The sequence below is a fragment of the Roseateles violae genome, from assembly GCF_030410485.1.
GTDB classification, from domain to species: Bacteria; Pseudomonadota; Gammaproteobacteria; order Burkholderiales; family Burkholderiaceae_C; genus Roseateles_D; species Roseateles_D violae.
In genome coordinates, this window is the sequence record NZ_JAUHHC010000002.1 from 987,781 (window position 1) to 1,002,371 (window position 14,591).

Sequence of the window (14,591 nt, forward strand, 5' to 3'; positions counted from 1 at the left end):
GCGGCGCCGGCCTGCCCGTATGATCCGCGCCCATGGAAATCATCGCCGCCCTGATCGACTTCATCGTCCATGTGGACCAGCATCTGGCCAGCTTCGTCGGCGCCCATGGCGCCTGGATCTATGCATTGCTGTTCCTGATCATCTTCGTGGAGACCGGCGTCGTCGTGATGCCCTTCCTGCCGGGCGACTCGCTCTTGTTCATCGTCGGCGCGATGTGCGGCACCGGCCTGCTGGACTTCTCGATCGCCGTGCCGCTGATGTGCGTGGCGGCGGTGGCCGGCAACCAGAGCAACTACACGATAGGCCGCTATTTCGGTCCCAAGGTTTTCCAGTGGGAGCAGTCGCGCTTCTTCAACAAGAAGGCCTTTATGCAGGCGCACGAGTTCTACGAACGCCATGGCGGCATCACCATCGTGATCGCGCGCTTCATGCCCTTCGTGCGCACCTTCGCGCCCTTCGTCGCCGGCGTCGCCCAGATGACGCGGCGCAAGTTCACGCTCTACGACGTCAGCGGCGGGCTCTTGTGGGTGGTCGGCATCACCACGGCCGGCTATCTGTTCGGCAATGTGCCCTGGGTCAAGAACAATCTCGAGAAGATCATCTGGGCGATGATCATCATCCCCGGCCTGGTCGCGATCGTCGGCGGCCTGCGGGCCCGGGCCAAGGAGCGGGCCGCCCAGGCGCGCTGAGCTCCCGCTGACCTCCCGCTACAGCACCCGGTGCCGCGCCAGCGGCGGGTTCTTGGCGAAATAGCGCGCGATGCCGGTGGCCAGCGCCTCGACCAGCTTGTCCTGGTAGTCGGGGTCGCGCAGCTTGGCTTCCTCGCCCGGGTTGGAGATGAAGGCGGTCTCGACCAGGATGGAGGGCACGTCGGGCGCCTTCAGCACCGCGAAGCCGGCCTGCTCGACCTGCTTCTTGTGCAGATTGCCGACCTTGCCGATCTGGCCCAGCACCTCGGAGCCGAGCTTCAGGCTGTCCTTGATCTGCGCGCTGGTGCTCATGTCCAGCATCGCGCGCAGCACGGTGGCGTCCTTGACCGCGCCCTTGTTGACGCCGCCCACCATATCGGCGGCGTTCTCCTTGTCGGCCATCCAGCGCGCGGCCTGGCTGCTGGCCGCGCCGTCGCTGAGCGCGAACACCGAGGCGCCCTTGGCCTGTGGCGTGAAGAAGGCATCGGCGTGGATGGAGACGAACAGATCGGCCTGCACGCGCCGCGCCTTGCGCACCCGCTCGCCCAGCGGCACGAAGAAATCGGCGTCGCGCGTCATCATCACGCGGATATTCGGATTGCTGTTGAGCCGCTCGCGCAGCTTCAGCGCGACGGCCAGCACCACGTCCTTTTCCTTCAGGCCGCTGGGGCCGACGGCGCCGGGATCCTCGCCGCCATGGCCCGGGTCCAGCGCGATGACGATCAGCCGGTCGAGCCGGTTCTGCGTCAGCGCCGGCGGCGGTGCGACCGGCGCGGCCAGCGGCGGTGGGGCCGAGGCGGCCGGCACCGGCGCCGCGGGGACCGAGGCCTGCGCCGTCGGCGGCAGGGCCACCGGCCGGTCGATGCGGCCGATCAGCTCGCCCAGCGCATCGCGCACCGACTGCGCGGCCTCGCGTTCGGCGGCCAGCTTGTCGCGCACCAGGGCCAAGAGCGGGTCGGCCTCGACCTTGGGATAGAGATCGAAGACCAGCCGGTTCTGGTAGGCCGCCACCGGCGCCAGGGTGAAGATCTGCGGCGCCACCGCCTGCCTCAGGTCCAGCACGATGCGCACGACCTTGGGCGTGTTTTGGCCGACGCGCACGCCGGCGATGTACGGGTCGTCGGGCTTGACCTTGCCGAGCAGCTCGCGCAGGCCGGGGCTCAGCTCCAGGCCCTCGATGTCGATCACCAGCCGGTCCGGCCCCTCGACCAGCAGATGCCGGGCCTCCAGCGGCTTGTCCGATTCCAGCGTCACCCGCGTGTACTCGTCGGCCGGCCAGACGCGCACGGCAATGATGCTGGGCCCGTTGGCGGCCAGCAGCGCCGGCGCCCGCAGGCACAGGGCCAGCGCCCCCATGCTGCGCAGCGCCTGTCGACGCGCCGCGCTCATTCCTGCCCCTCCAGGCCCTGCAGCAGCAACTGGCCGCGCTCGGTGCCGGCGACCAGCCTGACCGCGCGGCTGTCGTCGGCCTGCACGCTCAGCCAGATCTGCAGATCGGCGAGCGGCAGCACGCCGGCGGCCTTCTCCGGCCATTCGCTGAGCTTGAGCCCGGGCGCGCTGAAGATGTCGCGAAAGCCCGCATCCTCCCATTCGCGCGGATCGGCGAAGCGGTAGAAGTCGAAGTGGCTGACCTCGCCACGCTCGATCGAGTAGCTCTCCAGCACCGCATAGCTGGGGCTCTTGATGCGGCCGCTGACGCCTAGAGCGCGCAGCAGATGCCGCACCAGGCTGGTCTTGCCGGCGCCCAGGGCACCGTGCAATTCGATGCTGGCCTCCATCAGACCGGGGCAGCGGGCCAGCTCGCGGGCGAAGGTTTCGCAGGCGGCCTCATCGGGCCAGAGCAGCGATCGGGTTTCTAGAATGCGCAAATGACGCGGGCTCCACAGAACTTGACGACGGACGGCGACGCCAGCATAGACGCGCAGCGGCTGATGGCGCAGCTGCGCGGCTGGGCGCTCGAGCTCGGATTTTCACAGATCGGCGTGGCCGACATCGACCTCGCCTCGGCCGAGCCGGGACTGGAGGCCTGGCTGGCCGCGGGCTTTCATGGCGGCATGCACTATATGCAGGCGCATGGCCTGAAGCGCGCGCGGCCGGCCGAGCTGGTGCCCGGCACCGTGCGGGTGCTGACGGCGCGGATGGACTATCTGCCACGCTTGGCATTTGCTGACAGCGGCGCGGACTGGCAGGCCATCGAATGGCGGCGCCTGGCCGATCCGCAGCGCGCCCAGGTCTCCATCTATGCGCGGGGGCGCGACTATCACAAGGTCCTGCGCAGCCGGCTGCAGCAGTTGGCCGAACGCCTGGCGCAGGCGGTCGGGCCCTTCGGCCACCGCGTGTTCACCGATTCGGCGCCGGTGCTGGAGGTCGAACTGGCCTCGCGCAGCGGCATCGGCTGGCGCGGCAAACACACGCTGACCCTGCACCGCGAGGCCGGCTCGATGTTCTTCCTGGGCGAGATCTATATCGATCTGCCGCTGCCGCTGAGCGAGCCGGTCAGTGCGCATTGCGGCCAGTGCAGCGCCTGCCTGGACGTCTGCCCGACGCAGGCCATCGTCGCGCCCTACCGCGTCGACGCGCGGCGCTGCATCTCCTACCTGACGATAGAAAGCGATGAAGCCATCCCCGAGGAACTGCGCCCGGCGATCGGCAACCGCGTCTACGGCTGCGACGACTGCCAGCTGGTCTGCCCCTGGAACAAGTTCGCCCAGGCCGCGGTCGTCGCCGACTTCGACGCGCGGCCGGCCCTGCGCGACGGCGATCTGCTTCGACTGTGGAACTGGGACGAGGCCGAATTCCTGCGCCAGATGGAGGGCTCGGCGATCCGCCGCATCGGCCACCAGCGCTGGCGCCGCAATCTGGCCGTGGTCATCGGCAATGCGCTGCGCGCAACCGACAGCCCGGCCCTGCGCGCGGCGCTGCAGGCGGCGCTGCCGGGCGCGACGCCGCTGCTGGCCGAGCACATCGAGTGGGCACTCAGAACCGACTCAGCAGCATCAGCCACAGCGGCAGGCTGAGCATGCCCAGCAGGGTCGACAAGGTCACCAGTCCGGCGACAAAGGCCGCATGTCCGCCCATGCGGGCGGCCAACACATAGGCGCTGGAGGCGGTCGGCAGCGCGGCGAACATCAAGAGCATCATGCGCTGCGGCGGCGAGATCTCCAGCAGCGCGGCCAGGCCCAGCGCCAGCAGCGGCAGCAGCGCATGGCGGATGGTCAAGAGCGCCGCGGCAAGACCTGGCGCCTCCTTCAGCGCGCCGAAGCGCAGGCCGGCGCCGACCGCCATCAGGCCCAGGGGCAGGGCGGCCAGGCCGATGCGGTGCAGGGTCAGCGCCGCCGGCTCGGGGAACTTGAGCCCGGCGATATTGGCCGCCAGGCCGGCGGCGGTGCTGAGGATCAGCGGATTGCGTGCCAGCTCGCGCCAGTAGCCGTGGCCGCCGTGGCGGGCCAGCGGCCAGACGGCCGCCACATTGCAGATCGGCACGCACAGCGCGACCAGCAGCGCGACCCAGGCCACGCCCTGCGCGCCGAGCAGCCGTTCGGCCAGCGCCAGCGCGATGAAGGAATTGAAGCGGAAGGCGACCTGGGCGCCCGAGGCATGGGCATGGGCGTTGACGCGGGGGAAGAGGCGCAGCGCATAGGCGAGCACGACGCCGCCCAGCACGGTGGCCACCCCGGCCAGGGCCAGGTGCGCGGTCGCGGCCGGCTGTAACGGTGTGCGCACAATCGAGTTGAACAGCAGCACCGGGAACAGCAGGTAATAGACCAGACGCTCGGCGGCCTCCCAGACCGGCCGGTCCAGCGCGGTGTAGCGGCACAGCAGAAAGCCGCAAAGAATCAGCAGGAAGTCAGGCAGCAGCAATAAAACGTCAGGCATGCGGGCAGTGTGCCAGCCCCGCCCGGCCGCCAAAGCTAAGTAGTATTGCGCCTGGCCCCGCGGTGCCGGTCCACTAGCATCGCCCGACAAACTCTTAGAGGAGATCCGAATGAATCGACGTCACTGGGTGCGCGCTGCCGCGCTGCTCGCGGCCGGTTGCGGCACGCTCGCCACCGCCCTGGCCCAGCAGGCCTATCCGAGCAAGCCGGTGCGCCTGATCGTGCCCTTCGCACCGGGGGGCACGACCGACATCATCGCGCGCGTCGTTTCGGAGCGGATCACCGCCTCGCTGGGCCAGCAGTTGCTGGTCGAGAACAAGGCCGGCGGCGGCGGCTCGGTCGGTGCGACCGAGATCGCCCGCTCGGCCGCCGACGGCTACACGGTGGGCATGGCCACCGTCTCGACGACGGCCGCCAATCCGGCGATCAACCCGAAGATCAGCTATAACCCGCTGACCGACTTCACGCCCATCATCAATGTCGCGGCGACGCCCAATATCATCGCCGTCCATCCGAGCTTCCCGGCGCGCGACTATGCCGGCTTCGTCGCCGAGCTGAAGAAGAACCCGGGCAAGTACAGCTATTCGAGCTCGGGCACCGGCGGCATCGGCCATCTGCAGATGGAGCTGTACAAGAACCTGGCCGGCGTCTTCGTGCTGCACATCCCCTACCGCGGCGCCGGCCCGGCGCTGAACGACACGGTGGCCGGCCAGGTGCCGATGATCTTCGACAACCTGCCCTCGGCCTTGCCCTTCATCAAGGACGGCCGCCTGATCCCCATCGTCGTCGCCGCGCCGCAGCGCCTGGCCGTGCTGCCCAATGTGCCGACCTTCAAGGAAGTCGGCCTGGAGCCGGTCAACCGCATGGCCTATTACGGCATCCACGGGCCCAAAAACATGCCCAAGGATGTGGTCGAGAAAATCCACAACGCGGTCAAGAAGACGGTCGAGCTGCCCGAGGTGAAGAAGCGCATCGAGGACACCGGCTCGCTGATCATCGCCAACACGCCGGAGCAGTTCGCGGCCCAGATCAAGGCCGAGTTCGATGTCTACAAGCAAGTCGTCGCGCAGCAGAAGCTCAAGCTCGACTGAGACCGGCGAGGAGCCGCTGGCCGCGCCGCCGCCGGCCAGCGCGGCGGCAATCGAGGCCTTCGTCGAAACGCTGTGGCTGGAGGACGGTCTGGCCAAGAACACGCTCGACGCCTATCGCCGCGATCTGCGCCTGTTCGCCGCCTGGCTGGCCGGGCAGGGTGAGCCGGGCCGGGCGCTGGACAGCTGCGGCGAGCTGGACCTGCTCGCCTATGCCAGCGCCCGCCATGCCGGCAGCCGCGCGACCAGCGCCAACCGCCGCTTGTCGGTGTTCAAACGCTATTTCCGCTGGGCGCTGCGCGAGCAGCGCATCCGGCAAGACCCGACCCTGCGCCTGGAGAACGCGCGCCAGCCGCTGCGCGTGCCCAAGCTCTTGAGCCAGGCCCAGGTCGAGGCGCTGCTGGCCGCGCCCGAGGTCGACAGCAGCCTGGGCCTGCGCGACCGCGCGATGCTGGAGCTGATGTATGCCAGCGGCCTGCGGGTCAGCGAGCTGGTCGGGCTGAAGAGCGTGCACGTCGGCTTCAAGGAGGCGGTGCTGCGCATCACCGGCAAGGGCTCCAAGGAGCGGCTGGTGCCCTTCGGCGAGGAGGCGCATGGCTGGCTGATGCGCTATCTGCAGGAGGCGCGCGCCGCCATCCTGGCCGGCCGGAGCAGCGACGCGCTGTTCGTCACCGCGCGCGGCGAGGGCATGACGCGGCAGATGTTCTGGATCCTGGTCAAGAAGTACGCGGGCGTCGCCGGAATCACCAGCCCGCTGTCGCCGCACACTCTGCGCCATGCCTTCGCCACCCATCTGCTGAACCATGGCGCCGATCTGCGCGCGGTGCAGCTGCTGCTGGGCCATGCCGATCTGTCGACCACCCAGATCTACACCCATGTGGCGCGGGAGCGGCTCAGAAAGATCCATTCAGAGCACCACCCGCGCGGGTGACAATGCCGGATGGACCACAGTTTCCTCTCCGCCTTCATCCTCCTGCTGCTGGTTCTGGACCCGCTCGGCAGCCTGCCGATCTTCATCCCCATTATGCGTTCGGTCGCGCCACAGCGGCGCCGCCGCGTCGCGGTGCGCGAGGTCGGCATCGCCTTTATGGTGCTGTTCGCCTTCATGTTCGTCGGCGAGAGCTTTCTGCGCGTGATGCATCTGTCCGAACGTTCGCTGGAGGTGGCCGGCGGCGTGATCCTGACCATCATCGCGATCCGCATGATCTTCGGCAGCGCCGGCGAGTCGGCCTATGGCCTGGAGCCGGGCCGCGAGCCGCTGATCTTCCCGCTGGCCGTGCCGCTGCTGGCCGGGCCCTCGGCAATGGCGACCGTGCTGCTGCTGGCCTCGCGCCAGCCCGAGCGGATCTGGGAATGGATCGCGGCGCTCAGCGCGGCGATGCTGGTCTCGGGCCTGACCCTGCTGCTGGCCGACCGCATCCGCCGCCTGCTGGGCGACTCGGTGATCTCGGCGCTGGAAAAGCTGATGGGCCTGGTGCTGACCGCGATCGCGGTCGAGATGGTGCTGGCCGGCCTGAAGCGCTACTTCGTCGGCGGGCTCTGAGTCCGCGCGCGCCAGCCCGTCGCATCGATCTCGTAGGCCGCGCAATCGGCCTCGTACCAGCGCTCGATGCCGCAAAAGCGCATGCCCAGCCGCTGCATCACGCGCGCCGAGGCCTGGTTCTGCGGATCGCAGACCGCGCGCAGCAGCGGTGCCCGCAACTCGTCGAAGGCGAAGGCGGCCATGCGCTGCGCGGCCTCCGAGGCATAGCCGCGGCCCCAGCGGTCCTGGCGCAGGCGCCAGCCGATTTCCAGCGGATTCGCCTTCTCGCGGCCCAGATGCTGGATGCAGCCGGCGCCGACCAGATGGCCGCTGTCCTGTTCGATGAAACTCCACCAGGAATAGCCCCATTCGGCCCAGCGCGCCTGGACGCGCGCGATCGCCGCGCGGGTCTCGTCCAGGGTCTCCGGCCGGCCGGTCAGATAGCGCATCACCGCCGGATCGCTGTTCATCGCGTTGAGCCCCTCCAGGTGGGCGTCGGCAAAGGGCTCCAGGCGCAGGCGGGCGGTAGTCAGTGTCGTCATTGGCCCACTGTAAGCGCTGCACGCCCGGCGCTTCGGCCGGGGCAAGGATGCGCGCTTTGCGCTTGACGTTCCAGACCGTTCGCTTTTCGCAATACGAAACTCTCGCTTCAAGCTGTGAAAGACGGGCTTGCTGCGGCGCCGCATTTTTTCTCATTATGGTGAAGCCAATTTCACGATACGGTTTTATTTTCTCAAGTGGTTGATTTTCAATAGGAAAATTTTAAGTCTTATATAAGACACAAGTCTCCCGCTGCGGATGCTCGCGGACTAATCTTGAGTCCAACAGATTCCTCTTTTCTTTCTTCCATCCATCAGCAGGAGATGACCATGACGACCCCGACCCGCGAACAGCAGATCGCCGCCCTCGAGAAGGACTGGGCCGAGAACCCCCGTTGGAAAGGCATCAAGCGCGGTTACACGGCCGCCGACGTGGTGCGCCTGCGCGGCTCGCTGAAGATCGAGCACACGCTGGCCCAGCGCGGCGCGGAGAAGCTCTGGGGCCTGGTGAACACCGAGCCCTTCATCAACGCGCTCGGCGCTTTGACCGGCAACCAGGCGATGCAACAGGTCAAGGCTGGCCTGAAGGCGATCTATCTGTCCGGCTGGCAGGTCGCCGGAGACGCCAACAGCAATGGCGAGATGTATCCGGACCAGTCGCTGTACTCGGTGGACTCGGTGCCCAAGGTCGTCAAGAAGATCAACGCCACCTTCAAGCGCGCGGACGAGATCCAATGGAGCGAGGGCAAGGACGATATCGACTACTTCGCGCCCATCGTCGCCGATGCAGAGGCCGGCTTCGGTGGCGTGCTGAATGCCTTCGAGCTGATGAAGGCCATGATCGAGGCCGGTGCCGCCGGCGTGCACTTCGAGGACCAGCTGGCCGCCGCCAAGAAGTGCGGCCATATGGGCGGCAAGGTGCTCGTGCCCACCCGTGAGGCCGTCGCCAAGCTGGTCGCCGCCCGCCTGGCCGCCGATGTGATGGGCACGCCCACCGTGCTGCTGGCCCGCACCGATGCCGAGGCCGGCGACCTGGTCACCAGCGATATCGACGACAACGACAAGCCCTTCTGCACCGGCGAGCGCACCGTCGAGGGCTTCTTCCGCACCCGCAACGGCCTCGATCAGGCGATCAGCCGTGGGCTGGCCTATGCCGAATACGCCGACATGATCTGGTGCGAGACCGGCAAGCCGGACCTGGCGTTCGCCAAGGCCTTTGCCGACGCGATCCATGCCAAGTTCCCGGGCAAGCTGCTGGCCTACAACTGCTCGCCGAGCTTCAACTGGAAGAAGAACCTGGACGACGCGACCATCGCCAAGTTCCAGCGCGAGCTGGGCGCGATGGGCTACAAGTTCCAGTTCATCACGCTGGCCGGCTTCCACAGCCTGAACTACTCGATGTTCAATCTGGCGCACGGCTATGCCCGCAACAATATGAGCGCCTTCGTCGAGTTGCAGGAGGCCGAGTTCGCCGCCGCCGAGAAGGGCTTCACCGCGGTCAAGCACCAGCGCGAGGTCGGCACCGGCTACTTCGACGCGGTGACGACGACGATCGAGCGCGAGGCCTCGACCGCCGCGCTGAAGGGTTCCACCGAGGACGAGCAGTTCTTCGACGCCAAGCATGGCTGATCCGGCGCGCTGATCCGCTCGGCGCCCCCAAAAGCAGAGCCCGGTCTCCTGTGCGGAGCCGGGCTCTTTTTTCGTCGGGTCCTTCGTTCAGCGATCATGATGCAGCGCCATCCACCAGCGGATATACCAGGGCGGCTTGCGATGCCGCCCGGCCGGCGGCGGCGCGGCCGCCTGGTGCTGCAGCGGCTGGGCGGGGCGGGCGACGCCGTAGCAGCCACGCTGGCGCATCGCTGCGGTGAGGATCTTGCTGGGCTGGCTCATGGCGAACTCCTGCGATGAATGCAAGCTTGACTCCATTGCATAACGCGCACCGCCCGGCGGGCATAGTCCCGGCCCTTGCCGGCGGGTCGGAAAAGGACTACCGCTGGCGGCCCGGGCGCCGGCGTAGGACGCCGCCACGGCGCCAAGCGCCTGAAGGCCGACGGCCGGGCCCGTCTCAGGCCGACGCGGCGCCGCCGCGGGCGGGGCTAAGGTGCTGTAGACCCTCAACTCGCGCTGGAGTTCCGATCATGCTCAGCACCATCCTGCTCATCGTCCTCGTCCTCTTGCTGCTCGGCGCCGTGCCGGCCTGGCCCTACAGCCGCGGCTGGGGCTACGGCCCCGCCGGCGGCATCGGCCTGATCGTGCTGATCCTGCTGGTGCTGCTGCTGATGGGACGGATCTAGCCCTACATCGACGCTTCCAGCATCGCGCGGTAGTCCTCGCGCGTGGCCAGGCGCGGGTTGGTCTTGTGGCAGTGGTCGGCCATTGCGCCGGCTATCACCTTGTCGAACAGGGCCGGCGTGACGCCCATCGCGGCCAAGCCCGAAGGCAGGCCCAGCCGTGCATTCATCGCCTTGATCGCCTCGGCCACCTCGTTGCCGGCCTCGTCGCAGCCGGCCAAGCCCATCGCATGGGCGATGCGGGCCAGGCGCCGGTCGCGGCGCATGCTTTCGGCCTGGGCGTTGAAGCGGATCACCGCGGGCAGGAAGACCGCGTTCAAGGTGCCGTGGTGCAGGCGCGGGTCGGCACCGCCCAGCGCATGGCTCAGCGAATGGACGCAGCCCAGGCCCTTCTGGAAGGCCATCGCGCCCTGCATGCTGCAGCTCATCATCTGCCAGCGCGCCTCGCGGTCCTCGCGGCCGTCGCGGGTCGCGCGCTCGATATGGGCCCAGCCGCGCGCCAGGCCGTCCAGCGCGATGCCGTCGGCCGGCGGATTGACGGCCGCCGACATGAAGGTCTCCAGGCAATGCGCGATCGCATCCATGCCGGTGGCGGCGGTCAGCAGCGGCGGCAGGCCCATCGTCAGCTCGGGGTCGCAGATGGCGGCCTTGGGCATCAGCTCCCAGCTGTGGAAACCGAGCTTGCGGCCGTCGTCGACGATGATGATGGCGCCCCGCGCGACCTCGCTACCGGTGCCGGCCGTCGTCGGCACGGCGATCACCGGCGCCACCGCCTTGCTGATCCTGGGGCTGCCGCCCTCGATCGTCGCGTAGGTCTTCAGCGGGCCTTCATGCGTCGCGGCGATCGCCACGCCCTTGGCCAGGTCCATGCTGGAGCCGCCGCCGATGGCGACCAGGCCGTCGCAGCCCTGCTGACGGAACAGCTCGACCGCCTGGCGCACGGCCGCCTCGGTCGGGTTGGACGGCGTCTGGTCGAACACCGGCGGCGGGGTCTCGCCCCAGCCGGCCAGCGCCTTGGCCAGCACACCGGCCGCGCGAACGCCGGCGTCGCTGATCACCAGCGGGCGTCGCATGCCGACCCGCTCGCACTCCTGCGGCAGCAGCGCGGCAGCGCCGAAATCGATCTGAATATGGGTCAGGTACTGGATCAGGGCCATGGTCGTGTCTCGTTGGAATGGGTGAACCGCGCGCGCTCTGGCACACTGTCGCTCGCTTTATATCGCCCCGCAGCCCGAATTGAGTAGCACCTTGTTGACACCGCGGATGGCCAGCGTGCTGGAGCGCATCCACCGCGCCAACCGCCCGGCCTTCCACACCCTGACGCCCAAGCAGGCGCGCATCGGCTATCTGATGGGCGCCGAGATCCTCGACCTGCCGCGCGCGCCGCTGCCGCGCATCGAGAACCTGCAGATTCCCGGCCCGGCCGGGGCGCTGGCGGCGCGGCTCTATGCGCCCAGCGACGCGCAGCTACCGGTGTTGCTCTATCTGCACGGCGGCGGCTTCACCATCGGCAGCCTGGAGACGCACGACAGCCTGTGCCGGCAACTGGCCCTGCGCAGCGGCGCGGCCGTCGTCTCGCTGGATTACCGGCTGGCGCCGGAGCACCGCTTCCCGGCAGCCGTCGACGACAGCTGGGCGGCGCTGCGCTGGCTGGCCGAGCAGGCTCAAGAGCTGGGCCTTGACGGCAGCCGCCTGGCCGTCGGCGGCGACAGCGCCGGCGGCACGCTGGCCGCGGTCAGCGCCCTGCATGCGCGCGACATCGGCCTGCAGCTGGCCCTGCAGCTGCTGATCACGCCGGGCGCCAGCGCCCATGCCGATACCGATTCGCACCGCCGCTTCGCCAAGGGGCATCTGCTCGACGCCGAATCGATCGCCTGGTTCTTCCGGCATTACATCGACGAAGCGCAGCGCAGCGACTGGCGCTTCGCCCCGCTGCTGGCCGAGGACCACGAGGGCCTGGCGCCGGCCTGCCTGATCCTCGCGGAGGCCGATCCGCTGGTCGACGAGGGCCTTGCCTATGCCGATCTCTTGCGCGCGAACGGCGTGCCGGTCGAGCTGGAGCTCTACCGTGGCGTCACCCACGATTTCATCAAGATGGGCCGCACTATTCCCGAGGCGCTGAGGGCGCTGGAGGTCTGCGGCCAGGCGATTCGAAAGGCTTTGTTCACCGAATGAAACGCAGCGACTTCCGCTTCACCGAACGGCTGCGCGTGCGCTGGGCCGAGATCGACGCCCAGCAAATCGTCTTCAACGGCCATTACCTGATGTATGTGGACACGGCCGTCGGCGGCTGGTGGCGCGCGCTGGCCTTGCCCTACGCCGACACCATGCAGGGCCTGGCCGGCGATCTTTACGTCCGCAAATCGACCCTGGAATACCTGGGCTCGGCCCGCTACGACGAGCAGCTCGACATCGGCGTGCGCTGCAGCCGCATCGGCAGCAGCTCGATGACGGTGGTCTGCGCGGTGTTCCGCGGCGAGGAGCTGCTGGTCCATGGCGAGCTGGTCTATGTGTTTGCCGATCCGGCCACGCAGACCGCCAAGCCCATCCCGGCCGAGCTGCGCGCGGTGATCGAGGGCTTCGAGGCCGGCGAGCCGGTGATCGAGGTCCGGGTCGGCCGCTGGGCCGAGCTGGGCGAGGCCGCCGGCGCGATCCGCCAGGCGGTCTTCGTCGACGAGCAGAAGATCCCGGCCGAGATGGAATGGGACGCGGCCGACGAAAGCTGCCTGCACGCGGTCGCCTTCAACCGCTTCGGCCGGCCGCTGGCCACCGGTCGCCTGCTCGAGCATGTGCCGGGCGTGGCCAAGATCGGTCGCATGGCGGTCGTGCGCAGCATGCGCGGCGGCCGCATCGGCCGCGAGGTGCTGGACGCGCTGATGCGCGAGGGCCGCAAGCAGGGCTTTGCCGAGGTGCTGCTGCATGCGCAGCTGTCGGCCGCCGGCTTCTACACCCGCGCCGGCTTCGTGCAGCGCGGCGCCGCCTTCGAGGAGGCCGGCATCGGCCATGTCGAGATGGTGCGGGCGCTGTGAGGGCGAGCGCTGCCATCGCGATCGGCGCTATCGCATCCGCCTTGCTGCTTGCTTCGGCGAGCGCATCGGCCGGCGAGGGCGCGGTGGAGGGCAAGGCCAAGGACTTCTGCTCGCGCCGTGGCAATCCCGAGGTGGTGCTGTCCGACTTCCGCGGCCAGGCCGAGTTCCTGCTCGTCGCGACGGTGCAGGACAAACGGGTGCAGAAGGTCCGGATGCAGCTCGTCCACAGCTCGGCGACCATGAGCGCCAAGGCCTATGCGGCCTATGTCGCCGCCTACACCGAGATGGCCCAGGCCTATGGCTGCGAGCGTGACGGGGTGTTCAAGCAGACGATCAAGCTCAAGGTCGGCCCGGCTTGAGTTCGGCGAAGCGCTCGCCATGCCGTTCGCCCTCGATGAAGGGCGCCAGCGCGGCGGCGATGCGGGCTTCGAGCTCGGGCTGCTCGGGCGCGTAGATCTCCATCCATGTCAGCCAAGCGCCGCCCTCATCGCGCTGCAGCAGGCGCACCGGCGCCATGCCGCGCGCCGCGTCGAAGGCGGCGCGCGCCGCCGCCGCCAGCCCGGCGCGCAGCTTGTAGTAGACGTAGAGCTCGCCGGCGCCCTGGCTCACTGCGGCTCGCTCAGCGCATAGGGCAGCTCGCGCGGGCGCAGCAGCGGGCCGTCGGCGGCGCCCAGGTGCAGGCTGCCGCTGGCCAGCGCGGCGATCTTGGTCTCGGCCAGCAGCAGGCTCTTGCCCTCGCGCCGGGCCACGTTGGCGACCAGGCCGGCCGGCTGGCCCGGGTCCTCGCTGTGGAAGATCTCCTGGCCGGGCAAGGCCTGGCCCTCGTCCAGCTCGTACAGATAGGTGCGGCGCTTCAGGGTGCCGCGGTACTGGCTGCGCGCGACCACCTCCTGGCCCGGGTAGCAGCCTTTCTGGAAGTTGACGCCGCCCAGCAGCTCCAGGTTGAGCATCTGCGGCACGAACTGCTCGCTGGTCTCGGCACGCACCCAGGGCAGGCCGCTGGCCAGCTCCAGCCATTGCCAGTCGGCCTCGGTGATCGTCGGCAGGGCAGGCGCCGGCGCATCGGCCGGCTGGGCCAGCAGCCAGCGCGAGCGGCTGCCGTCGTCGGGCAGGCGGATGCGCACGGACTCGCCCTCGCGGCCGAGGCTCCAGCGCGCGCCCGGCGCCGGCGCCTCGATCAGGCCCCAGAGCTGCCAGTCGGCGCTGGCGTCGCTGAGCTTGCACTTGGCGCGCAGCACGAACATGGACAGGCGCTTCAGCAGCGTCGGCAGCAGCTCCAGCGGCAGCGCCAGCAGGATCTCATCCGTGCCGGCCTTCCAGCCGATCATCGTGGCCAGCAGCCGGCCCTTGGCCGAGCAGTAGCCGGCCAGCCGCGCCTCGCCCTCGCCGAGCAGCGCGAAGTCCTGGGTCAGCTGGCCGTGCAGGAATTTGGCGGCGTCCTCGCCCTGGGCGCGGATCAGGCCCAGCGTGTTCAGGCGCAGCGCGCCGGTCGTCATGGTTGTGCTCATGGCCGCGATTATCATCAGCGCCCGAAACAAGCAGGCGATCAGGGCCTTGA

18 protein-coding genes are annotated in these 14,591 nt (G+C 69.0%); 10 read left to right on the forward strand and 8 right to left on the reverse strand.

Translation table 11 applies throughout. From position 1 onward, the window contains the following. Positions 1–32 precede the first annotated feature (32 nt). Positions 33–689, forward strand: coding sequence for a DedA family protein (locus QWJ38_RS10020; RefSeq protein WP_290358905.1), 657 nt, complete (start codon positions 33–35; stop codon positions 687–689). Positions 690–707: 18 nt separating this feature from the next. On the opposite strand, the gene QWJ38_RS10025 is transcribed toward QWJ38_RS10020, so the two are convergent. Both QWJ38_RS10025 and tsaE read right to left on the reverse strand, forming a co-directional pair. Continuing rightward, positions 708–2,078 carry an N-acetylmuramoyl-L-alanine amidase gene (locus QWJ38_RS10025; RefSeq protein WP_290358906.1) on the reverse strand — a complete coding sequence of 457 codons (1,371 nt, stop codon included), beginning with the start codon at positions 2,076–2,078 and terminating at the stop codon, positions 708–710. Then, positions 2,075–2,557, reverse strand: a complete 483-nt coding sequence (tsaE, locus tag QWJ38_RS10030; protein WP_290358907.1) for a tRNA (adenosine(37)-N6)-threonylcarbamoyltransferase complex ATPase subunit type 1 TsaE — start codon at positions 2,555–2,557, stop codon at positions 2,075–2,077. Before tsaE ends, QWJ38_RS10025 begins: the two co-directional genes overlap by 4 nt. Positions 2,558–2,620: 63 nt before the next feature. Here tsaE and queG point away from each other — a divergent pair, with 63 nt between their 5' ends. Next, a complete protein-coding gene (gene queG, locus QWJ38_RS10035; RefSeq protein ID WP_290358992.1) occupies positions 2,621–3,706 on the forward strand; it encodes a tRNA epoxyqueuosine(34) reductase QueG in 1,086 nt (361 codons plus the stop codon). On the opposite strand, the gene QWJ38_RS10040 is transcribed toward queG, so the two are convergent. Then, positions 3,666–4,565 (reverse strand): AEC family transporter, encoded by a 900-nt coding sequence (locus QWJ38_RS10040; RefSeq protein WP_290358908.1) that lies wholly within the window; start codon positions 4,563–4,565, stop codon positions 3,666–3,668. The two genes, queG and QWJ38_RS10040, sit on opposite strands and share 41 nt — an antisense overlap. Before the next feature lie 109 nt (positions 4,566–4,674). Here QWJ38_RS10040 and QWJ38_RS10045 point away from each other — a divergent pair, with 109 nt between their 5' ends. The 3 genes from QWJ38_RS10045 to QWJ38_RS10055 are packed head-to-tail and all read left to right on the forward strand — an operon-like array spanning position 4,675 to position 7,195. Further along, positions 4,675–5,655, forward strand: a complete 981-nt coding sequence (locus QWJ38_RS10045; protein ID WP_290358909.1) for a tripartite tricarboxylate transporter substrate binding protein BugE — start codon at positions 4,675–4,677, stop codon at positions 5,653–5,655. Next, complete coding sequence (xerD, locus tag QWJ38_RS10050) at positions 5,609–6,583, forward strand: site-specific tyrosine recombinase XerD (protein WP_290358910.1); 975 nt, start codon at positions 5,609–5,611, stop codon at positions 6,581–6,583. The genes QWJ38_RS10045 and xerD overlap by 47 nt, the downstream gene beginning before the upstream one ends. 9 nt (positions 6,584–6,592) lie before the next feature. Then, positions 6,593–7,195: a MarC family protein gene (locus tag QWJ38_RS10055; RefSeq protein WP_290358911.1), complete on the forward strand. Its 603-nt coding sequence runs from the start codon at positions 6,593–6,595 to the stop codon at positions 7,193–7,195. On the opposite strand, the gene QWJ38_RS10060 is transcribed toward QWJ38_RS10055, so the two are convergent. Then, positions 7,174–7,716, reverse strand: a complete 543-nt coding sequence (locus QWJ38_RS10060; RefSeq protein ID WP_290358912.1) for a GNAT family N-acetyltransferase — start codon at positions 7,714–7,716, stop codon at positions 7,174–7,176. The genes QWJ38_RS10055 and QWJ38_RS10060 overlap by 22 nt on opposite strands. Positions 7,717–8,043: 327 nt before the next feature. On the opposite strand from QWJ38_RS10060, the gene aceA reads away from it, so the two are divergent. Further along, entirely contained in the window at positions 8,044–9,342 is a 1,299-nt protein-coding gene (gene aceA, locus QWJ38_RS10065) for an isocitrate lyase (RefSeq protein WP_290358913.1), read from the forward strand. Positions 9,343–9,429: 87 nt separating this feature from the next. Here aceA and QWJ38_RS10070 read toward each other — a convergent pair whose 3' ends face one another. Further along, positions 9,430–9,603, reverse strand: coding sequence for a hypothetical protein (locus QWJ38_RS10070; protein WP_290358914.1), 174 nt, complete (start codon positions 9,601–9,603; stop codon positions 9,430–9,432). Between the two features lie 245 nt (positions 9,604–9,848). Between QWJ38_RS10070 and QWJ38_RS10075 the strand changes: the two genes are divergently transcribed. Then, positions 9,849–10,007: a DUF3309 family protein gene (locus QWJ38_RS10075; protein WP_290358993.1), complete on the forward strand. Its 159-nt coding sequence runs from the start codon at positions 9,849–9,851 to the stop codon at positions 10,005–10,007. A gap of 2 nt (positions 10,008–10,009) precedes the next feature. On the opposite strand, the gene QWJ38_RS10080 is transcribed toward QWJ38_RS10075, so the two are convergent. Continuing rightward, a complete protein-coding gene (locus QWJ38_RS10080) occupies positions 10,010–11,161 on the reverse strand; it encodes a 4-hydroxybutyrate dehydrogenase (protein ID WP_290358915.1) in 1,152 nt (383 codons plus the stop codon). Between the two features lie 106 nt (positions 11,162–11,267). Here QWJ38_RS10080 and QWJ38_RS10085 point away from each other — a divergent pair, with 106 nt between their 5' ends. Genes QWJ38_RS10085 through QWJ38_RS10095 form a run of 3 tightly spaced genes read left to right on the forward strand, consistent with a single transcriptional unit; the run spans position 11,268 to position 13,392 of the window. Then, positions 11,268–12,179, forward strand: coding sequence for an alpha/beta hydrolase (locus QWJ38_RS10085; RefSeq protein ID WP_290358994.1), 912 nt, complete (start codon positions 11,268–11,270; stop codon positions 12,177–12,179). Further along, complete coding sequence (locus QWJ38_RS10090) at positions 12,176–13,033, forward strand: YbgC/FadM family acyl-CoA thioesterase (protein ID WP_290358916.1); 858 nt, start codon at positions 12,176–12,178, stop codon at positions 13,031–13,033. The genes QWJ38_RS10085 and QWJ38_RS10090 overlap by 4 nt, the downstream gene beginning before the upstream one ends. A 41-nt stretch (positions 13,034–13,074) precedes the next feature. Continuing rightward, on the forward strand, positions 13,075–13,392 hold the full coding sequence (locus tag QWJ38_RS10095; RefSeq protein WP_290358917.1) for a hypothetical protein: 318 nt from the start codon (positions 13,075–13,077) through the stop codon (positions 13,390–13,392). Here QWJ38_RS10095 and QWJ38_RS10100 read toward each other — a convergent pair. Then, a complete protein-coding gene (locus QWJ38_RS10100) occupies positions 13,373–13,642 on the reverse strand; it encodes a DUF4936 family protein (RefSeq protein ID WP_290358918.1) in 270 nt (89 codons plus the stop codon). The genes QWJ38_RS10095 and QWJ38_RS10100 overlap by 20 nt on opposite strands. After that, positions 13,639–14,541, reverse strand: a complete 903-nt coding sequence (ygfZ, locus tag QWJ38_RS10105; RefSeq protein WP_290358919.1) for a CAF17-like 4Fe-4S cluster assembly/insertion protein YgfZ — start codon at positions 14,539–14,541, stop codon at positions 13,639–13,641. The genes QWJ38_RS10100 and ygfZ overlap by 4 nt, the downstream gene beginning before the upstream one ends. Positions 14,542–14,591: the final 50 nt, after the last annotated feature.